Origin of the sequence: Pseudomonas sp. Irchel 3F3, assembly GCF_900187545.1 — a bacterium.
GTDB classification, from domain to species: Bacteria; Pseudomonadota; Gammaproteobacteria; order Pseudomonadales; family Pseudomonadaceae; genus Aquipseudomonas; species Aquipseudomonas fortuita.
Window position 1 is genome coordinate 167,573 of sequence record NZ_FYDS01000005.1, and the last position, 19,162, is coordinate 186,734.

General features: G+C 62.8%; 18 protein-coding genes. 10 read left to right on the plus strand and 8 right to left on the minus strand.

The features are described from left to right. The first annotated feature begins 72 nt into the window (after positions 1-72). The 3 genes from CKW35_RS12055 (at position 73) to CKW35_RS12065 (ending at position 4,708) form a co-directional block, all read left to right on the plus strand. Positions 73-1,830 carry an ATP-binding protein gene (locus CKW35_RS12055; protein WP_016488856.1) on the plus strand — a complete coding sequence of 586 codons (1,758 nt, stop codon included), beginning with the start codon at positions 73-75 and terminating at the stop codon, positions 1,828-1,830. Then, entirely contained in the window at positions 1,824-3,158 is a 1,335-nt protein-coding gene (locus CKW35_RS12060; RefSeq protein ID WP_060519969.1) for a sigma-54 dependent transcriptional regulator, read from the plus strand. Before CKW35_RS12055 ends, CKW35_RS12060 begins: the two co-directional genes overlap by 7 nt. 230 nt (positions 3,159-3,388) lie before the next feature. Next, a complete protein-coding gene (locus tag CKW35_RS12065; protein WP_024717451.1) occupies positions 3,389-4,708 on the plus strand; it encodes an MFS transporter in 1,320 nt (439 codons plus the stop codon). 163 nt (positions 4,709-4,871) lie between these two features. On the opposite strand, the gene CKW35_RS12070 is transcribed toward CKW35_RS12065, so the two are convergent. Then, positions 4,872-5,624 (minus strand): membrane protein, encoded by a 753-nt coding sequence (locus CKW35_RS12070; protein ID WP_023047319.1) that lies wholly within the window; start codon positions 5,622-5,624, stop codon positions 4,872-4,874. Positions 5,625-5,965: 341 nt separating this feature from the next. On the opposite strand from CKW35_RS12070, the gene CKW35_RS12075 reads away from it, so the two are divergent. Together CKW35_RS12075 and CKW35_RS12080 are read left to right on the plus strand one after the other, a co-directional pair. Beyond that, positions 5,966-6,292, plus strand: a complete 327-nt coding sequence (locus CKW35_RS12075) for a hypothetical protein (protein ID WP_023047320.1) — start codon at positions 5,966-5,968, stop codon at positions 6,290-6,292. 118 nt (positions 6,293-6,410) lie between these two features. After that, positions 6,411-7,016, plus strand: a complete 606-nt coding sequence (locus tag CKW35_RS12080) for a flavin reductase family protein (RefSeq protein ID WP_095116000.1) — start codon at positions 6,411-6,413, stop codon at positions 7,014-7,016. Here the strand turns inward: CKW35_RS12080 and CKW35_RS12085 are convergent, their stop codons facing one another. Next, entirely contained in the window at positions 7,017-7,283 is a 267-nt protein-coding gene (locus tag CKW35_RS12085) for a hypothetical protein (RefSeq protein WP_016488862.1), read from the minus strand. A 16-nt stretch (positions 7,284-7,299) separates the two neighbouring features. Beyond that, on the minus strand, positions 7,300-7,593 hold the full coding sequence (locus CKW35_RS12090; protein ID WP_016488863.1) for a putative quinol monooxygenase: 294 nt from the start codon (positions 7,591-7,593) through the stop codon (positions 7,300-7,302). A gap of 202 nt (positions 7,594-7,795) precedes the next feature. Here CKW35_RS12090 and CKW35_RS12095 point away from each other — a divergent pair, with 202 nt between their 5' ends. Continuing rightward, a complete protein-coding gene (locus tag CKW35_RS12095) occupies positions 7,796-8,716 on the plus strand; it encodes an AraC family transcriptional regulator (RefSeq protein ID WP_060517525.1) in 921 nt (306 codons plus the stop codon). 133 nt (positions 8,717-8,849) lie between these two features. Here CKW35_RS12095 and CKW35_RS12100 read toward each other — a convergent pair whose 3' ends face one another. Beyond that, the gene (locus tag CKW35_RS12100) at positions 8,850-10,487 is read right to left on the minus strand and encodes a 5-guanidino-2-oxopentanoate decarboxylase (protein ID WP_095116002.1); all 1,638 of its coding nucleotides are present in this window, start codon (positions 10,485-10,487) and stop codon (positions 8,850-8,852) included. A gap of 114 nt (positions 10,488-10,601) precedes the next feature. On the opposite strand from CKW35_RS12100, the gene CKW35_RS12105 reads away from it, so the two are divergent. After that, positions 10,602-11,477, plus strand: a complete 876-nt coding sequence (locus CKW35_RS12105) for a LysR substrate-binding domain-containing protein (protein WP_016488866.1) — start codon at positions 10,602-10,604, stop codon at positions 11,475-11,477. A 98-nt stretch (positions 11,478-11,575) separates the two neighbouring features. Here the strand turns inward: CKW35_RS12105 and CKW35_RS12110 are convergent, their stop codons facing one another. Beyond that, positions 11,576-12,190 (minus strand): NAD(P)-dependent oxidoreductase, encoded by a 615-nt coding sequence (locus CKW35_RS12110; RefSeq protein WP_023048879.1) that lies wholly within the window; start codon positions 12,188-12,190, stop codon positions 11,576-11,578. 28 nt (positions 12,191-12,218) lie between these two features. Next, positions 12,219-13,094 (minus strand): MBL fold metallo-hydrolase, encoded by an 876-nt coding sequence (locus CKW35_RS12115; RefSeq protein WP_095116004.1) that lies wholly within the window; start codon positions 13,092-13,094, stop codon positions 12,219-12,221. Between the two features lie 102 nt (positions 13,095-13,196). Here CKW35_RS12115 and CKW35_RS12120 point away from each other — a divergent pair, with 102 nt between their 5' ends. Continuing rightward, positions 13,197-14,102 carry a LysR family transcriptional regulator gene (locus tag CKW35_RS12120; protein ID WP_060517521.1) on the plus strand — a complete coding sequence of 302 codons (906 nt, stop codon included), beginning with the start codon at positions 13,197-13,199 and terminating at the stop codon, positions 14,100-14,102. 252 nt (positions 14,103-14,354) lie between these two features. Here CKW35_RS12120 and CKW35_RS12125 read toward each other — a convergent pair whose 3' ends face one another. After that, positions 14,355-15,224 (minus strand): oxaloacetate decarboxylase, encoded by an 870-nt coding sequence (locus tag CKW35_RS12125; RefSeq protein WP_016488870.1) that lies wholly within the window; start codon positions 15,222-15,224, stop codon positions 14,355-14,357. Positions 15,225-15,586: 362 nt separating this feature from the next. Here CKW35_RS12125 and CKW35_RS12130 point away from each other — a divergent pair, with 362 nt between their 5' ends. Then, positions 15,587-17,038: an MDR family MFS transporter gene (locus tag CKW35_RS12130; RefSeq protein ID WP_095116006.1), complete on the plus strand. Its 1,452-nt coding sequence runs from the start codon at positions 15,587-15,589 to the stop codon at positions 17,036-17,038. A 77-nt stretch (positions 17,039-17,115) separates the two neighbouring features. On the opposite strand, the gene ttgR is transcribed toward CKW35_RS12130, so the two are convergent. Further along, the gene (gene ttgR, locus CKW35_RS12135; protein WP_016488872.1) at positions 17,116-17,748 is read right to left on the minus strand and encodes an efflux transport transcriptional regulator TtgR; all 633 of its coding nucleotides are present in this window, start codon (positions 17,746-17,748) and stop codon (positions 17,116-17,118) included. A 258-nt stretch (positions 17,749-18,006) separates the two neighbouring features. Between ttgR and ttgA the strand changes: the two genes are divergently transcribed. After that, positions 18,007-19,161, plus strand: coding sequence for a toluene efflux RND transporter periplasmic adaptor subunit TtgA (gene ttgA, locus CKW35_RS12140; protein WP_016488873.1), 1,155 nt, complete (start codon positions 18,007-18,009; stop codon positions 19,159-19,161). The last annotated feature ends 1 nt before the right edge of the window (position 19,162 follow it).

Genomic DNA, 19,162 nt, shown 5'->3' on the forward strand with positions numbered 1-19,162 from the left:
GCAGTACCTGTGGGAGCGGGCAAGCCCGCGAAGAGGCCAACCCCGATATCACCATCATCCGGATCCGCCCCGATGCCCTTTTCCTTTCGCGCCCTGCGTCTGGGGCTGATCACCCTGTTGATCGTGCTGGGCACCGCCCTCAGTGCCGGGTGGGCCATGCACCAGGCCAAGCGCCAGGCCATGGAAGACGACGCCCGGCGTGCCAGCCAGCAGTTGGGCCTGTACGCCAATACCTTGCACACCCTGATAGACCGCTACCGCGCCCTGCCCGCCGTGCTGGCGCTGGACCCGGAACTGATCGCCGCCCTGCGCGACCCTGTCAGCGAACAGGTGCAGAACGCCCTGAACCGCAAGCTCGAACGCATCAACGGCGCCGCAAATTCCTCCACGCTCGAACTGCTTGACCGCACCGGCCTGGCCATCGCCGCCAGCAACTGGCGGCTGCCCAGCAGCTACGTCGGCTCCAACTACGGCTTCAGGCCCTACTTCAAGCAGACCCGCAGCCAGGGCAGTGGCCGCTTTTACGCCGTGGGCGTGACCAGTGGCGTGCCGGGCTACTTCCTCGCCAGCGCGGTGAACGACGAGCATGGCCGCTTCCTCGGCGCCATGGTGGTGAAGCTGGAGTTCCCCGAACTTGAACGCGAGTGGCGCCAGGGCAGCGACATCCTGCTGGTAAGCGACGCCCGCGGCATCACCTTCATTGCCAACCAGGACGGCTGGCGTTACCGCGAGCTGCAGCCGCTCAGTGGTGCCGACCGTGCCGAATTGGCCGAAACACGCCAGTACGACAAGCAACCGCTGGTGCCGTTGCAGCATCAGGTGCTGACGCGCTTTGCCGCCAACAGTACCCTCAGCCGTGTGCAAGGCCCCGAGGGCAGCGCCGAGTACCTGTGGGAAAGCCTGCCACTGGAAAGCGAAAACTGGACCCTGCACCTGCTGCGCAAACCGCAGGTCGCCGCCGACGGCCGCAATGCCGCCCTCGGCGCCGCTGCCGTCTGGCTGAGCCTGGTGTTCGCCGCCCTGTTCGTCAGCCAGCGCCTGCGCCTGGCCCGTCTACGCCAACGCAGCCGGCAAGAACTAAAGCGCCAGGTCGAGGAGCGCACCCGCGAACTGCGTACTGCTCAAGAAGGCCTGGTGCAATCAGCCAAGCTGGCGGCGCTCGGGCAGATGTCGGCCGCCATGGCCCACGAAATCAATCAGCCACTGACCACCCAGCGCATGCAACTGGAAACCCTTCGCCTGCTGCTCGACCATGGCCGCCATGACGAAGCGCGCCAGGCATTGGAGCCACTGGAGCAAATGCTGACGCGCATGGCCGCGCTCACCAGCCACCTGAAAACCTTTGCCCGCAACAGCCCGGTCGGGCTGCGCGAGCGCCTCGACCTGGCCACCGTTGTCGACCAGGCACTGCATCTGCTGGAAACCCGCATTCGCACTGAGGAGGTAGAGGTTGCCCTGTACCTGGCGCGCCCGGCCTGGGTACGCGGCGATGCCATCCGCCTGGAGCAAGTGCTGATCAACCTGTTGCGCAATGCCCTCGACGCCATGGCCGACAAGCGCTACAAACGCCTGGAGGTGCGCATCGAGCCCGAGGGCGAGCGGTGGTGCCTGAGTGTGCTGGACTCGGGGGGCGGCATTGCCCAGCCCGACCTGGCCAAGGTCTTCGACCCGTTCTTCACCACCAAACCCGTGGGCGAAGGACTGGGCTTGGGCCTGGCCATTTCCTACGGCATCGTCCACGAGGCCGGTGGCCAGTTGCAGGCCGAAAACCTGCCCGGTGGCGCACGCCTGAGCCTTATCCTGCCCCGTGACCTGGAGCCTGTATGTTGAATTCAGTGATCGTCGTCGATGACGAAGCCAGTATCCGCACCGCGGTCGAGCAATGGCTGAGCCTGTCCGGCTTCGGCGTGCAACTGTTCGCACGCGCAGAAGAGTGCCTGGCACACCTGCCGCAGCACTTTCCCGGGGTAATCATCAGCGATGTGCGCATGCCGGGCATGGATGGCCTGCAGTTGCTCGAACGCCTGCAGGCGGAAGACCCCGACTTGCCTGTCATCTTGCTGACCGGCCACGGCGACGTGCCGATGGCAGTGGAGGCCATGCGCAGCGGCGCCTACGACTTCCTGGAAAAACCCTTCACCCCGCAGCACCTGCTGGGCAGCCTGCGCCGGGCCCTGGAAAAGCGCCAGCTGGTGCTGGAAAACCGCCGGCTGCACGAACAGGCAGACCTCAAGTCCCGCCTGGAAGGCACGCTGCTGGGCATGTCACAGGGCCTGCAACAGCTGCGCCGACAAGTACTGGAGCTGGCCAGCCTGCCGGTCAATGTGCTGATCCGTGGCGAAACCGGCAGTGGCAAGGAGCGCGTGGCCCGCTGCCTGCACGATTTTGGGCCGCGCGCCAGCAAACCCTTCGTCGCACTCAACTGCGCGGCCATCCCCGAGTCGCTGTTCGAGGCCGAGCTGTTCGGCCATGAGAGCGGCGCCTTCACCGGCGCCCAGGGGAAGCGCATCGGCAAGCTGGAGTACGCCAACGGAGGCACGGTGTTTCTCGATGAAATCGAAAGCATGCCACTGGCGCAACAGGCCAAGCTGTTGCGCGTGATCCAGGAGCAGAAGCTGGAGCGTCTGGGTGCCAACCAGAGCATCAGCGTCGACTTGCGCGTCATTGCCGCGACCAAGCCAGATTTGCTCGAGGAAGCTCGCGCCGGGCGCTTTCGCGAAGACCTTGCCTATCGCCTGAATGTGGCCGAGTTGCACCTGGCGCCGCTGCGGGAGCGGCGCGAAGACATTCCGCTGCTGTTCGAGCACTTTGCCCGTGCCGCAGGTGAAAAGCTTGGTCGTAATGCCTTGCCGTTAACGGGTCCACAGCTGGCGCAGCTGCTATCTCATGGCTGGCCAGGCAACGTGCGTGAGCTGGCCAACGCGGCGGAGCGGCATGCGTTGGGGCTGGGTTCGCCAAACATTGAAGTGACACCTGCCGGGCCTTCGCTGGGCGAGCAGATGGAAGCGTTCGAGGCGCAATGCCTGCGCGCAGCCTTGCGACTGCATGGGGGCGAGATCAAGTCGGTGATGGAGGCGTTGCAGCTACCCCGGCGTACGCTTAACGAAAAAATGCAGCGGCATGGGCTGGTGCGCGAGGACTTTGTCGGGCGCGAATGAGCGGATTTCCGCTTACCTGCAATCGTTGATAGGCAAAAATCCGCTTATCTCTGAGCGATCCTGGGGCTGCTTTGCAGCCCATCGCGACGCAAGGTCGCTCCTACAGGCCAGGTACCACACGGTCCTGCACTCAAATGAATCACCCCGCCCCCATTTGGCACACCTTCTGCAATTGCCCTGGCAAGCTGCGCCACGGCGCGCTCCACAAAAACAACGAGAAGGTATCCCTGATGGATAACGCCACCTCCCTGCCCGCCGGGGCGGCCACTGCGCCCGCCGCGGAAAAAACCACCGCCAGCCGCCTGAAGTCGATTTTCAGCGGGTCCATCGGCAACATGGTCGAATGGTACGACTGGTACGTCTACGCCGCATTCTCGCTGTACTTCGCCAAGGCCTTTTTCCCGGCCGGTGACTCCACCGCACAATTGCTCAATACCGCCGCGATCTTCGCCGTGGGCTTCCTCATGCGCCCAATCGGTGGCTGGCTGATGGGCCTGTACGCCGACCGCAAAGGCCGCAAGGCCGCGTTGATGGCCTCGGTACTGCTGATGTGCGCCGGCTCGCTGGTCATCGCCCTGACCCCGGGCTACGAAACCATCGGCGTCGCCGCACCGATCCTGCTGGTCATCGCACGCCTGCTGCAAGGCTTGTCGGTGGGTGGCGAGTACGGCACCTCGGCCACCTACCTCAGCGAAATGGCCAGCAAGGAGCGCCGTGGCTTCTTCTCCAGTTTCCAGTACGTGACCCTGATCTCCGGCCAGCTCATCGCCCTGGCGGTACTGATTGTCCTGCAACAGACCCTGACAACAGAGCAGCTGTATGCCTGGGGCTGGCGCGTGCCGTTCGTGATCGGTGCGCTGTGCGCAGTGGTTGCCCTGTACCTGCGTCGCGGCATGGAAGAAACCGCCTCGTTCACCAAAAAGGAAAAGGCCAAGGAAAGCCTGATGCGCACCCTGCTGCGCCACCCCAAGGAGCTGATGACCGTGGTCGGCCTGACCATGGGCGGCACTCTGGCGTTCTATACCTACACCACCTACATGCAGAAGTACCTGGTCAACACCGTGGGCATGAGCATCAGCGACTCGACCACCATCTCGGCCGCCACGCTGTTCCTGTTCATGTGCCTGCAGCCGGTGATCGGTGGCCTGTCCGACAAGATCGGCCGACGTCCGATCCTGATTGCCTTCGGTGTGCTAGGCACCCTGTTCACCGTACCGATCCTCAGCACCCTGCACACCATCCAGACCTGGTGGGGCGCGTTCTTCCTGATCATGGCAGCACTGATCATCGTCAGCGGCTACACCTCGATCAACGCCGTGGTCAAGGCAGAGCTGTTCCCAACGGAAATCCGCGCCCTGGGCGTGGGCCTGCCGTACGCCCTGACTGTGTCGATCTTCGGCGGCACCGCCGAGTACGTGGCCTTGTGGTTCAAGAGCGCTGGCATGGAAAGCGGCTTCTACTGGTACGTCACCGCCTGTATCGCCTGCTCGCTGCTGGTTTACGCGACCATGAAGGACACCAAGCAACACTCGCGGATTACTACCGAGTGAATGTGAAGCTGCTGAAATGAAGAAGGGCGCACCGTTCCAGGTGCGCCCTTTTCATTTGTTCGATCAACACTCATCTCGCTGTGAGCCGATTAAACATCCTATTCGGCTCATCCTGTGAGCCGAATAGGATGTTTAATCGGCGCACTCGTGCCTCAGAGCCTGTTCAGGACATCTCCAACACCTGGCGCGGTTCCCGACGCTGGTACCAGGTTGCCATCAGCACCAGCACCAGCAGCACCCCGCCCAGCACGGCCGACGAACCGATTGTGCCGAAGTCCAGGCCGCCCTTTTCATGAGGTTTGGTGAGGAAGTCGCCCAAGGTGGCGCCGAATGGGCGTGTGAGCACGAACGCCACCCAGAACAACACCACGCCGGGGATGCGCGTCCAGTAACGGGCCACTACCACCAATGCGATGGCACTGCCGATCAGCAGCGCGCCGCCGGCAAAACCAAGCCCCGAATCATCGGCCAGGTAATCGCCAAGGGCAGTGCCAAGCGTGTTGGAAAACAGGATCGCTACCCAGTAGAACAGCTCGCCCGAACGATTCTTGATGCGGGTGACGTCCAGTGGGTTGCCGCTCAGGCGCCAGACCAGGAAGGTCAGCAGCAGGATCCCGATGAGCAGGGCCGAACCCGTGGCATAACCCAGACCCAGGGTGCGGTCCATGAAATCGGACATGGTAGTGCCAGCAGTGCTGGTGGAGAGGATCACCAGCCAGTACAGCATCGGATGGTAGCGGCGGGAGTAGAGCTGGCCGACCAAGGTTAGCAGGAACACGCTGATCAGCATCAACGAGCTGAGTGCATAGCCGATGTTCAGCGTCATCGACAGCAAGTCGCCGGCGGTTTCGCCAAGGGTGGTAGCGCAGATCTTCATGACCCAGAAGGCCAAGGTGATTTGCGGGAGTTTGTTCATTGTTGTGCCGCTCCAGTTTGAGGTGCGGCGATGGTGCTGAGCAGCGTCTGAAAAATCGGTTGGTGATGTATGAAAAAAGCGTTGATTGAACTTTGAAACAAGACATTTCGTTCTTAACGCCCCATTAATTCCCGCCCCTCAAGCTGCAAGGGCTGATGAAACGATACGCGAGAGCTTACGGCGAGTGATCGACACCGCTACCTGACTCACGCGAAGTGCGCCCTGACACATCGATATATTCGATTTTTATACGCTGTTATTTGCGCTTTTTAATCAAATTAATCAGCGTAGGATGAAACCCATAGAAACAAACAACCTCTCGCACAGATGGAGCACCGACCATGAAAAACAAACTGATCCTCACCCTGGCCCTTTCGGTTTTCGCAGCTGGCGCCTTCGCCGAAGATGGCTTCGACCGTACCAGCGCTCACACCTTTGCCGCGGCTCAAACACAGTCCGCTAGCTACGCTGAAGATGGCTTTGACCGCACTGGCGGCCAACGCTTTGCCGAAGACGGCTTCGACCGCACCGGTGGCCAGCGTTTCGCCGAAGACGGCTTCGACCGCACCGGTGGCCAACGCTTCGCCGAAGACGGCTTTGACCGCACCGGTGGCCAACGCTTCGCCGAAGACGGCTTTGACCGCACCAACGCCCACCGCATCAGCTGATACCTGATGCGAGCAACCAGCCCGGCTTTGGCCGGGCTTGATCATTTGCAGGCGAGCACAGGCTTGGCACACTAGGCACCTTGTCCATCAGGAGGTAGGGCCAACAAGCCCAGCACAGATGTATTACTACGAACCTGCCAAAGGCCACGGCCTGCCCCACGACCCGTTCAACGCCATCGTCGGCCCCCGCCCTATCGGCTGGATTTCCTCGCACGACCGCGAAGGCCGCCTGAACCTGGCGCCCTACAGCTTCTTCAACGCCTTCAACTACATCCCGCCGATCATCGGTTTCTGCAGTGTCGGGCGCAAAGACAGCCTGAACAACATCGAGCAGACCGGCGAATTCGTCTGGAACCTGGCCACCCGCCCCCTGGCCGAGCAGATGAACCAGAGCTGCGCGCCGGTTGCTGCCGAGGTAAGCGAGTTCGAATTGAGCGGCCTCACCGCCACGCCCTCGCGCATCGTCAGCGTGCCGCGTGTAGGCGAAACCCCGGTGGCGTTCGAATGCAAGGTCAGCCAGATCGTCCAGCTCAAGCGGGCCGACCAGAAGCTGGTGCCCAGCTGGCTGATCCTTGGCGAAGTGGTGGCGGTGCATATTGCCGAGCACCTGCTGAAAAACGGCATCTACGATACCGCTGCTGCCGAACCGATTCTGCGTGGTGGTGGCCCGGCGGACTATTTCGAATTGGGCAACCTGTTCAAGATGGCCCGCCCGCCGGCCTGATCACCAGATCAGTTCGCCCTCTTCGCTGACGCCTTGCAGGCGTTGCAGCTCGGCCGTGGCCGCTTCGTCGGCAGCCACGGCGCCTTTGAATACCTGCCCGTCGAGGACCTTGTGAAAGCGCGGCGCGCCGCCCATGCTCAAGGCCTTGACCGCAATGGCGGCGCTGTAGCCGCCACCTTCCACAGGCACCATCGCCGATACCGCTTCGAAATGAGTGAATTCCCTACGTGCCATGTTGCTATCCGCTTGGTTGAACAAGGGCGTCACTTTACCTCATCCACCCTCAATCGAAGGTATGCAAGTCCAGGCTGCTGACCACTTGCGCCTGCACCAGCTCGCCAAACACGTCCAGGGTCGGCGAAGCAAAGTAGCCACTCATCGCCTGCTGATCCTGCCAGCTGCCACTGAGCAACCACAGGTCGGCATCGGCCTGGGAGCGCTGCACCGTGAAACTCAGGCAACCCGGCGCACGCCGCGAGGGCTCGAGCAGGTCGCGCAGGCGCGCGCCCAGCTCTGCCGAGCGCCCGCTGCTGGCACGGATGAAAGCAAGATGGGTGACCGGTTGTTTTAGGGTCATTGCACAATCTCCTTGAAGCAGGCGGACGGAAAAGCCAGGTTGCCAAGGTTAGGGGCTCACCCGCGCGGCGCGTTAGGCCAATACTGCTCGCCGATTGCCTGATCCTGCAGCGCGGCAGGATCAGGCAATCGACGTGCAGCTTTCGACTAGCGCCCGTCTTTGCCCAAACCTATGCTGCGTCGGTCAGTAGAGGAACGCCATCATGACCACCGCCACGTCCATCGACCCGCCCCTGGAACTGCAGCGCCTGGAACTGGCCGAGCTGATCCGCCGCCACGCCGGCGACCCTCATGGCCCGGCATCCGCCATCGATGACCTGTACCTGGTGCGCTACACCGAGAACGTGCGCTCGGTGCCGACCTTGGCACAACCCGCACTGTGCATCCTTGCCCAAGGCAGCAAAACCCTGTTCCTCGGGGACGAGCAATACGCCTATGACCCACTGCATTACATGGTTGTCTCGGTGACCTTGCCGCTGAGTGGCGTGAGGCTCGACGCCAGCCCGGAGAACCCAAGCCTTGGCCTGCGCATGGACCTGGACCCGGCCGAGATCAGCCAGCTGATCGCCGAAAGCGGGCCGATGCTGGTACCCAACCGGCCCTCAGGCCGTGGCCTGTATGTGGAAAGGACCGATGCCGCATTGCTCGACGCCTTGCTGCGGCTGCTGCGCCTGCTGGACACCCCGCGCGACATCGCCATGCTCGCGCCGCTGTTCCGCCGCGAGATTCTCTATCGCCTGCTGCGGGGGCCGCAGGGTTGCCGGCTGTATGAAATTGCCTTGGCCAACAGCCAGACTCACCGGGTTTGCCAGGCCATTACCTGGCTCAACAACAACTATCAGTTGCCGCTGCGCATCGAGGATCTGGCGCGGGAGGTCAACCTCAGCACCTCGACCTTGCACCATCGCTTCAAGGCCGTGACGTCGATGAGCCCGCTGCAATACCAGAAGCAGCTGCGCCTGCAGGAGGCGCGGCGGTTGATGCTCAACGACGGGCTTGAGGCGGCGGTGGCCGCCTATCGGGTGGGGTATGAAAGCCCGTCGCAGTTCAGCCGTGAGTACAGCCGGCTGTACGGCGCACCACCGATTCGGGATGTGGCGCGGTTGCGGGCTACTGCTGGCTGAGTCCTGTTTTTCCTGTACCGGCCTCTTCGCGGGCTTGCCCGCTCCCACAGGTACAGCACAACTTCAGAGTATGTGCAGCACCTGTGGGAGCGGGCAAGCCCGCGAAAGGGCCAGTACAGGCAATAGCTTGACTTCAACCCGCCACGGTTTCCTGCCACTGATTCTGGTCAACCTGAATCAAGGTCGGCCCGGTGCGCTCCACCGCCTGCCCCAGCGCCGCTTGCAGCTGCTTCACGTCCGTCACATGCTCCGCCGCAGCCCCCAACGCCCGCGCCACGCCGAGGAAGTCCGGGGTATGGATATCCACCCCGACCGGCTCGATCGCCCGGTTGACCATGTACTTCTTGATCTCCTCGTACCCTTGGTTATTCCACAGCAGCACGATCAACGGCACCTGCGCCTCCACCGCGCTGGCCAGTTCTGGCAGGGTGAACTGCAAACCGCCGTCACCAATCAGGCACACCGCAGGCGCGCGCTGGCCGATTTGCTCCGCACTCCCCAGCCAGGCGCCCATGGCCGCAGGCAGGGCGTAACCCAGGGTGCCGTACCCGGTGGAGGCATTGAACCAACGGCGTGGCTGGTCCATGTCCAGGGTCAGGTTGCCGGTGTACACGGGCTGGGTCGAATCGCCCACCAGGACGGCATTGGGCAGTCGTTCGAGAATCGCGCTCAGCAAGCGCGTCTGGCTCAGGGTTGGCTGGTCCCAACCTGCCGCCAGAGCGTGGCGCAGGCAGGCTACGCGAGCCACACCCCAAGTGCTTTCACGCACGGGTTGCGGCAGGGCCTGCAAGGCACCGAGCAATGCATCAGCAGCCAGTCCGGCATCGGCCACCAGCGCAAGCTCGGGCAAGTAATTGCGCACGGTCTGGTCCGGGTCGATGTCGATGCGCAGCAGGCTGCCCGGGATCTCGAAACCACCCTTGAAGGTCACGTCATAATCGGTTTCGGCCAATTCGGTGCCGATCGCCAGCACCACATCGGCCTCAGCCACCAGCGCACGTGTGGCCGGCAGCGACTGGGTCGAACCGATCTGCAGCGGGTGGCTGGCCGGCAACAAACCTTTGCCATTGATGGTCAGCGCCACCGGGGCCTGAAGGTGTTCGGCCAGGCGCGCCAGCGCAGCCCCCGCGGCCAACGCACCACCGCCCGCCAGGATCAAGGGCCGCCTTGCACCTGCCAGGCGCTCGGCCATCTGCGCCACGGCCTGCGGCGCTGCCCCTGCCCGGCTGCCACGCACCGGGCGGCCCGGCAGCAGGAAGTCGGCCGGTTCGACCAGCACGTCGAGCGGGATTTCGATATGCACCGGGCGCGGCCGGGCGCTCTCGAACACGGCAAATGCTCGCGCCAGCACCTGCGGCAGGTCTGCAGCCGTCATCAAGGTGTGAGAAAACGCGGCCACACCCGACACCAGTGCCGCCTGGTTGGGCAGCTCGTGCAGCTTGCCGCGGCCACCGCCCAGCTGGTCACGGGACTGCACGCTGGAAATCACCAGCATCGGGATCGAGTCGGCATACGCCTGGCCCATGGCAGTGGTGATGTTGGTCATGCCCGGGCCGGTAATAATGAAGCACACCCCAGGTTTGCCACGGGTGCGCGCATAGCCATCAGCCATGAACCCGGCACCCTGCTCGTGGCGCGGAGTGATGTGGCGAATGGACGAGCCTGCCAGACCACGATAGAGCTCCACGGTATGTACACCGGGAATGCCGAAGACATGGTCGACGCCATAGCCTTCAAGGAGATTGACCAGTACTTCGCCGCAGGTTGCCATCGGTTTTCACCCTGAATATTGTTGGATTATGCCCTTATTGGACCCAAGCCACGGCTACCGCCACAATGCAAAAAAACACATACTAGCCATGTCCTGTCATCATGGCTCAGCACGATGAAACGCTTCCCGCCCCTGCCCGCCCTGCACACCTTTCTGGTCACCGCCCAGCACTGCAACTTCACCCGTGCAGGGCAACAGCTGCACATCACCCAAGGCGCCGTCAGCCGGCAGATCGCTGCCCTCGAAGCGCACCTGGGTTATGCGCTTTTCCAGCGCCAGGCCCGCGGGCTGAGCCTGACCCGCGAAGGCCAGGACTGGCTGCCTCGTGTACAGCAGGTATTCGCGCTGATTGAGCAAGGCGTGCGTGAGGTCGGTGGACGCAGCACTACCTTGCAGCTCAAGGCCCCAACCTGCGTGATGCGCTGGCTGTTGCCGCGCCTGATGGAATGGCAGGCACTGCGCCCGGACGTACCGGTGGAGCTGACCACCACGGTGCAGCATGGCGTGGATTTTCGTCGCGAGGGCTTCGATGCAGCAGTGGTTTATGGCGATGCGCCAAACCACGGGCTGCATGTGCGCAAGCTGTTCGATGAACAACTTACGCCCGTGTGCGCCCCCTCGTTGCGTGAGGGACCGATACCGTTGCAGCAGGTGGAAGACCTGGCGCGGCACATGCTGCTCCACCCGTCGCGGGATGAACATGACTGGCAGTTGTGGCTGCAGGCAGCGGGGGTGACGTTGGCCACTCATGGGCCGAAGCAGCATTTCGAGACACTGGACATGGCGATGGCCATGGCCTCGCAGGGGACGGGTGTGGCCATCGGCGACTGGTCGCTGATTGGCGATGACTTGCGCGGGGGGCGGCTGTGCATGCCGTTTGCGCTGAAGGTAGTGACCGGGAAAGGGTATTACCTGGTAAGCCAGGCCAGAAGCTTGCCGCCAGGGTTGATGGAGTTACTGGACTGGCTGGAGAGCCAGGCTAGCCAATAAGTGCCTCTTCGCGGGCGCGCCCGCTCCCACAGGTACAGCATGGGCCTTGGGAACTGTGCTGTAGCTGTGGCAGCGGGCATGCCCGCGAAGCAGGCGACTCAGTAGCCCACTGTAAACCGCTGCCGCGAATGCGCCGGCTTTTCCAGCTCGTCGAGCATGGCAATGGCATAGTCGGCAAAGGTGATCCAGCTTTTGCCATCCGCACCGATCAGCAGATGATCCTTGCCCACTTTGTAGCGCCCGCTGCGCTCACCTTCAACAAACTCCGCCGACGGCGAGAGGAATGTCCAGTCCAGGTCTGGGTCGCGCTGCAACGCTTCCAGAAAACGCACCCCGGCAGTGGCCTCGGCCTTGTAGGCCTCCGGGAAGTCCGGGCTGTCGATTACCCGATGCCCCGACGGCAGCAGCAAGCTGCCGGCGCCACCCACCACCAACAGGCGCTTGACCCCGGCACGCTTGACCGGCTCGATGATGGCATGCGGCTCGATCGTCGAGAAATGCGCCGCGCTCAACACGGCGTCCAAGCCTGTTACCGCCGCTTGCAGGGCCGCACTGTCCTTGGCATCCAGCGCCTTGACGGTCACCCCTTCACGGCCCTGCAATCGCGAAGGGTCGCGGGCGATGGCCAACACACTGTGGCCACGGCGCAGGGCCTCCTCCAGCAACTGGCTGCCAGCGCGGCCAGTGGCACCGATAATTGCGATCTTGCTCATGGGAACACTCTCCATTGATTGAACGGAATTACCACTTCATCTCGCCCTTGGCGACCTTGGCACCGAGTTCCAGCGAGCTTTCATCGGCCAGGCCCGGGTAACGCTGCTTCATGGCCTGGATCAACGCATTGGCGTCTTTCGCCTTGGCGGTTTCAGCGTCAAACCCACGAATGTAGTTTGCCGTGAAGCGCACGGCCTGCAGTGAACGGCTGCTGTCTCCCAGGTAATGCCCGGGGATGACCGTGCGTGGCCCCAGCGCCTCGATGTGCGCCAAGGTGCCAAGCCAATCGGCATGGGACTTGGCCGATTGAGTGTCGGCCATCCACACATGAATGTTTTCGGACACCACCACGCCACCGACCACCGCCTTGATCGAAGGGATCCACACAAAACTGCGGTCTGGTTGCGGGCCGTCCAGGCCGACCACGTCCAAGGCCTGCCCCTCCAGCGTCAGGCGCTGCCCTTCGAGCACTTGCGGCAGCACCAGCCGCTGCGGTTTGTCTGCCCCCATCTGCGGCCCCCAGTACGCCAGCTTGGCATCCCTGGTCTGGCGGATATGTGCAACCGTGGCGGCAGAGGCCAGCACCTTGGCGTTGGGGAAGGCCTGGGTCAGGGTGTCCAGGTCAAAGTAATAGTCCGGGTCGCCGTGGCTGATGTAGATGGTGGTCAAGTGTTTGCCGCCAGCCTGCAGGCGCTTTACCAGTTGCTCAGCCTGGGCTTTGCCAAACTGGGCGTCGACCAGCACGGCATCGTGCTCGCCACTGACAATCACCGAACTGACCGGAAAAATGGCCTCGTGCCCGGGGTTGTAGACCTCCAGTTGCAGCGGTTCGGCGGCCAGCGCAGGGCCGGCCAGGGTCACGCAGGCCAGTAGCAGGCCTCGCAGGGGGGTGAACAGGGACATGGGCAAGGCCTTCAGTTGAACAATGCCTAACAGCTTAGTTGCCCGATCCGTGACAAAAAATGCCATGCTTGAACATAGTTTGTTTCTAAAAACGGGCAAATCATGGACCGTCTCAACGCCATGCGCGTTTTCGTTACCGTCGTCGACCTGGGCAGCCAGTCGGCAGCGGCAGACCACCTGCAGCTTTCTCGCCCCGTGGTGTCGCGTTACCTGGCAGAGCTGGAGGACTGGGTTGGCGCGAGGCTAATGCAGCGCACCACTCGCAAGCTCAGCCTCACCGCGGCCGGCCAGGAAACCCTGCCCCGCTGCCGGCAACTGCTGGAACTGGCCGGCGACCTGCAGGCCGCGGTGCAGCAGCCGGATGACGCGCCGAAAGGCGCGCTGCGCATCAGCGTCAGCACCTCTTTCGGCCAGGCGCAGCTGGTGGACGCGGTGGCTGCCTATGTGCGGCGCTATCCTGGGGTGAAGGTGGAACTGCAAATGCTCGATCGCACCGTCAACCTGGTGGATGAGCGCATCGACCTGGCCATCCGCACCAGCAACGAGCTGGACCCCAACCTGATCGCCCGGCGCCTGAGCGTGTGCCGCTCGGTGGTGTGCGCGGCCCCGGCCTACCTGAGCGAGCACGGCGTACCGCAACGGGTCGAGGACCTGAGCCGGCACAACTGCCTGACCCATGCCTATTTCGGCCACAGCCTGTGGCATTTCGAGGTGGCCGGCCAGCAGGTCGCCGTACCGGTGGCGGGAAACATCAGCGCCAACGAAGCCATGACATTGCAAAAGGCAGCCCTGGCCAGCGCAGGAATCGCCATGCTGCCAACCTACCAGGCCGCCGACGCCCTGCGCAGGGGCGAACTGGTACGCCTGCTGCCCGAAGCGCAGCCACGTGAACTGAACCTGAATGCGGTGTACACGTCACGCAAGCACATGCCGGCGACCTTGCGCAGCATGTTGGATTTCCTGGTGCAGCGGTTCAAGGACGAGCCGGAGTGGGATCGGGATCTGTAACGCTGAAATTGGCCTACGCTGGAAGGTATCACCTATTGCTGTAACAGGAGGTGAGCACCATGGGCATCAAATCCAGAAGAGTCGCCCTTGCCATGGCCCTGACTGCGGTCGCAGGGCTGTATGGTTCAGCGTGCTGGCGCGCCGAGCTGCTACGCAGTCAGCCCAGCGCCGCAGCCAGCTGCGAGCAGGCACATTGCGTGCCTCACACTGCAACCTTGAGCGCCGTCCGTTGAGTTGACGGCGCCCTGCCGGTCACTCTTCGACGCTCATGTATTCCTTGGCCCAGCGGATGTAATCCTCGGGCTGGGTGTAGGTGTGCGAGAGTTCGGTGGCGCTCAGGTTCTGCGACTTGTTCTGCTGGCCACGCTGCAAGCGCAAGCAATCGTAAGTGGCCTTGATCGCAGCAAAGTAGGCGCCATGGCCATCGACTGCGATACGCACGCCCAGGCTCGCCAGGCGTTCATCGTCATGCAGGTTGGGGTTGCCATAGGTGACCAGCATCAGCGGCACTGTCAGGTGCTCGGCAATCTGCTCGAGGTGTTCGAAGTCCTTCACGCCTACCATACAGATACCATCGGCACCGGCCTTCTGGTAGCTCTGGGTGCGCACGATGATTTCTTCGGTGGTGAGCACACCAGCATTGGTACGGGCAATGATCGACAATGACGAGTCGACACGCGCCTCCAGGGCCGCACGAATCTTGCCGACGCCTTCCTCAACCGGGATCAGGTCGGTGGACTTGCGCCCGAACTGGGCGGGCAGCAGGGTGTCTTCGATGGTCAGCCCGGCCACGCCGGCGCGCTCCAGTTCGATAACCGTGCGCATCACGTTCAGCGCGTTGCCGTAGCCGTGGTCGGCATCAGCCAGCACGGGCAATTGCGCTACCCGGCCAATTCGGGTGGCCTGCTCGACAAATTCACTGAGGGTGATCAGGGCGAAGTCCGGCGCAGCCAGTACCTGCAACGAAGCGACAGAACCGCCCAGGATGCCGACCTCGAAGCCCAGGTCTGCGGCAATGCGTGCCGACATCGGGTCAAACACCGATGCAGTGTGGTAACAGGAACCTGAAGCGAGCAGTTCGCGGAAGGCAAAACGCAGATCTTGATGGGAAGCCTTGGGCATGATCACTCCGCAAATAAGTTGAAATTTGAACGGTAACTACCGACCCCTGTAATCGGGTCTACCTGACCTGTTCCAACCGTCGCCATCTGGGCGGTCATGCTCGACATGCAGGCAGAGGAATAAAAGGTGTGGGAGACAGCGGCCTGAAAAACCTGCGGCATATTGCTGCACCAAGCTGGTGCAAGCCCCGGTTTTCAGCCCCTGTGGCATACCAACGATATCACGCAGCCATGCATCACTGAATGAATGCGCCAATGCCGATTCGGCATAGGGGATGCAGATAGTACATAGGAAGCTACCTAACTCAGGTTACAATCCGACTTGCCCGCGAAGAGGCCGCCACACTTAATCAAGGTATTCCCGTGACCGCCGCCCTGCCCCCCACCACCCTGCGCAACGTGCTCACCGCCCTGATGCTGGCGATCTTCCTCGGCGCACTGGACCAGACCATCGTCGCCGTCTCACTGCCCGCGATCTCGGCCCAGTTCAACGATGTCGGCCTGCTGGCGTGGATCATTTCCGGCTACATGGTGGCGATGACCGTGGCCGTGCCGATCTACGGCAAGCTGGGTGACCTGTACGGGCGGCGGCGGATGATCCTGACCGGCATCAGTCTGTTCACCCTGGCGTCGATCGCCTGCGCCTTGGCCCAGGACATGCAGCAACTGGTGCTGGCGCGGGTACTGCAGGGCATTGGTGCGGGTGGCATGGTGTCGGTCAGCCAGGCAATTATCGGCGACTTTGTGCCACCCCGCGAACGCGGCCGCTATCAGGGCTATTTCAGCAGCATGTATGCAGTGGCGAGTGTCGCCGGGCCAGTGCTGGGTGGAGGGTTGACCGAGTACCTGTCATGGCGCTGGGTATTCTGGATCAACCTGCCGCTGGGGCTGGTTGCCTTGTGGGCGATCCACCGGGCCCTGGGCGGCATGCCGGCGCAACGCCGCGAGGCGCAGGTTGACTACCTCGGCGCCGTGCTGCTGATCCTCGGCCTGGGCAGTCTGTTACTGGGCATCACCTTGGTCGGCCAGGGCCACCCTTGGGCCGACCCGGCCGTACTGGCCCTATTCGCCTGCGCCGTGCTGGGCCTTGCGCTGTTCATCGCTCATGAGCGCCGCTGCCCGGAGCCGCTGCTGCCCTTGGGCCTGTTCGGCAACCGTGTCGCGGTTTGGTGCTGGGGCGTGATCTTTTTCGCCAGTTTCCAGTCCATTTCCCTGACCATGCTGATGCCGTTGCGCTATCAGGGCATCACCGGCGCCGGTGCCGACAGCGCCGCCCTGCACCTGCTGCCACTGGCGATGGGGCTGCCCCTGGGTGCCTTCACCGGCGGGCGCATGACCAGCCGCACCGGGCGCTACAAGCCGCAGATTCTGGCCGGTGCCCTGCTGATGCCAGTGGCCATTTTTGCCATGGCGCTGACCCCGCCACAGTCTGGGTGGTTCAGTGCATTGTTCATGCTGCTGACCGGCATTGCCTGCGGGTTGCAGTTCCCTACATCGCTGGTAGGTACGCAAAGTGCTGTGGACAGCAAGGACATTGGGGTGGCCACCAGCACCACCAACCTGTTCCGGTCGCTGGGCGGGGCCATGGGCGTGGCCTGCATGTCCAGTCTGCTGCTGGCACTGCTGCACCAGGGCGGGTTCGAAATGCTGGGCAACCCGTTGCTTGGGAGTCTGAAGGCAGGGGAGGTGGACCTGGTTACGCAGGCGCGGTTGACGGAAACATTCCGGCAGTTGCTGATGGGAAGTGGGCTGATTGCACTGCTCGGGCTGATTGCCGCAGTGGCGCTGCCGGATCGGCAACTGCGCGGACGCTAGAGGCAGCTCCCGCACCCTGCGCTTAATACTCTGCTAATACATAAGGGAAACAATCCCTCACAATCCTTAACAAAGTGTCATTTGCGCAGAGCCGGGCTCAAGCGCAGCATATCCAGCCCGGTGTCGACCCATTTTTCGACATCACCCAACAGATCGACACTGTCAGGCAGCAACAGCCAGCGCCCGATCAGGCCATCGACATAGGCAAACATGGCCACCGCCGCGCGCTCGACATCCAGCTCGCCAGGCAACTGGCCCCGGCGAACGGCATTGGCCAACGCCAGGGCAATGCCCTTGTGGCAATCCAGCACCGCCCCCTGGCGCTGCTGGCGAATTTCACACATGTCATCGGTGAACTCGCACTTGTGATGCAGGATTTCATTGATACGCCGGGTTCGGGCATCGAGCACCAGCTCGTTGAACACTTGCAACAGCAGCTTGCGCATGCAGCCGAGCGGGTCGACTTCGTCCTCGCTTTCGCTCGCCCGTGCCAAGTGGTCATGGGTTTCGTGCAAGCTGTCGAGCAGCGCCTGTACCAGCTCCGCCTTGTTGTTGAAGTGCCAGTAGATCGCCCCGCGCGTGACTCCCGCCAGCTCGGCGATGTCGGCCAGGGTGGTTCGCGCAACCCCGCGCTTGTAGAAGGCCTTTTCCGCCGCCTCAATGATCTGGGCGCGGGTTTCCTGGGCTTCTTCTTTGGTTCGACGGACCATGGCAGTACAACCTCATCTGGCCCGAACGCGCGGCGCGTACGGGGGACGCTTCGGGGGCACCTCTGCAGGGAGCCTCACGGATAAGCTAATCAAGAGCTGTGGCAGTACCTGAGTACAACCCAGCGGTATTTACAAACAACCATGAATGTAAGTATATTCCTTAGCAAGCTATTTATCCACCGGATAGCAATTTTTCCAGATCAAGAACTCTTCCATTACTCTTGAGCGTCTCCCTGCTCCAGCGACCCGAGGATCCTCATGCAATTCAAGCCAGCCGTTACCGCTCTGGTTTCCGCCGTCGCCCTGGCAACCCTGCTCAGTGGCTGTAAGAAAGAAGAAGCAGCGCCCGCGGCGCAGGCTCCTCAGGTCGGCGTCGTGACCATCCAGCCGCAAGCCTTCACCCTGACCTCGGAATTGCCGGGGCGCACCACTGCCTACCGCGTCGCCGAAGTGCGCCCACAGGTCAATGGCATCATCCTCAAGCGCCTGTTCAAGGAAGGCAGCGATGTCAAGGAAGGCCAGCAGCTGTACCAGATCGACCCTGCCGTGTACGAAGCCAACCTGGGCAATGCTCAGGCCAACCTGCAGGCTACCCGCTCGCTGGCCGAGCGCTACAAGCAGCTGATTGACGAACAGGCCGTCTCCAAGCAGGAGTACGACGACGCCAATGCCAAACGATTGCAGGCCGAGGCTTCGCTCAAGAGCGCACAGATCGACCTGCGCTACACCAAGGTCCTGGCACCGATCAGCGGCCGTATCGGCCGTTCTACGTTTACCGAAGGTGCCCTGGTAAGCAATGGCCAGACCAACGCCATGGCGACCATCCAGCAACTCGATCCGATCTATGTCGACGTCACCCAGTCCACCGCCGAGCTGCTCAAGTTGCGCCGTGACCTGGCGAGCGGCCAGCTGAAGAAGGCTGGCGAAAATGCAGCCTCGGTGCAGTTGGTGCTCGAAGACGGCAGCCTGTTCAAGCAGGAAGGCCGCCTGGAGTTCTCGGAAGTTTCGGTTGACGAAACCACGGGCTCGGTCACCCTGCGTGCCCTGTTCCCTAACCCCGATCACACCCTGCTCCCAGGCATGTTCGTGCATGCGCGGCTGAACGCCGGGGTTAACGCCAACGCCATTCTGGCACCGCAACAGGGCGTGACCCGTGACCTCAAAGGCTCGCCAACCGCCCTGGTGGTCAACCAGGAGAACAAGGTCGAACTGCGCCAGCTCAAGGCCAGCCGTACCTTGGGCAGCGATTGGCTGATCGAGGAAGGCCTCAACCCAGGCGACCGCCTGATCACCGAAGGGTTGCAGTACGTGCGCCCGGGCGTCGAGGTCAAGGTCAGCGAAGCCACCAACGTCAAGAAGCCGGGCAGCCCTGATCAGGCCAACGCGGCGAAAGCAGACGCCAAAGCGGAGTAAA

Coding starts and splice junctions, on each gene's coding strand:
- CKW35_RS12055 (WP_016488856.1), top strand. CDS start 73: ATGCCCTTTTCCTTTCGCGCCCTGCGTCTGGGGCTGATCACCCTGTTG.
- CKW35_RS12060 (WP_060519969.1), top strand. CDS start 1,824: ATGTTGAATTCAGTGATCGTCGTCGATGACGAAGCCAGTATCCGCACC.
- CKW35_RS12065 (WP_024717451.1), top strand. CDS start 3,389: ATGGATAACGCCACCTCCCTGCCCGCCGGGGCGGCCACTGCGCCCGCC.
- CKW35_RS12070 (WP_023047319.1), bottom strand. CDS start 5,624: ATGAACAAACTCCCGCAAATCACCTTGGCCTTCTGGGTCATGAAGATC.
- CKW35_RS12075 (WP_023047320.1), top strand. CDS start 5,966: ATGAAAAACAAACTGATCCTCACCCTGGCCCTTTCGGTTTTCGCAGCT.
- CKW35_RS12080 (WP_095116000.1), top strand. CDS start 6,411: ATGTATTACTACGAACCTGCCAAAGGCCACGGCCTGCCCCACGACCCG.
- CKW35_RS12090 (WP_016488863.1), bottom strand. CDS start 7,593: ATGACCCTAAAACAACCGGTCACCCATCTTGCTTTCATCCGTGCCAGC.
- CKW35_RS12095 (WP_060517525.1), top strand. CDS start 7,796: ATGACCACCGCCACGTCCATCGACCCGCCCCTGGAACTGCAGCGCCTG.
- CKW35_RS12100 (WP_095116002.1), bottom strand. CDS start 10,487: ATGGCAACCTGCGGCGAAGTACTGGTCAATCTCCTTGAAGGCTATGGC.
- CKW35_RS12105 (WP_016488866.1), top strand. CDS start 10,602: ATGAAACGCTTCCCGCCCCTGCCCGCCCTGCACACCTTTCTGGTCACC.
- CKW35_RS12110 (WP_023048879.1), bottom strand. CDS start 12,190: ATGAGCAAGATCGCAATTATCGGTGCCACTGGCCGCGCTGGCAGCCAG.
- CKW35_RS12115 (WP_095116004.1), bottom strand. CDS start 13,094: ATGTCCCTGTTCACCCCCCTGCGAGGCCTGCTACTGGCCTGCGTGACC.
- CKW35_RS12120 (WP_060517521.1), top strand. CDS start 13,197: ATGGACCGTCTCAACGCCATGCGCGTTTTCGTTACCGTCGTCGACCTG.
- CKW35_RS12125 (WP_016488870.1), bottom strand. CDS start 15,224: ATGCCCAAGGCTTCCCATCAAGATCTGCGTTTTGCCTTCCGCGAACTG.
- ttgR (WP_016488872.1), bottom strand. CDS start 17,748: ATGGTCCGTCGAACCAAAGAAGAAGCCCAGGAAACCCGCGCCCAGATC.
- ttgA (WP_016488873.1), top strand. CDS start 18,007: ATGCAATTCAAGCCAGCCGTTACCGCTCTGGTTTCCGCCGTCGCCCTG.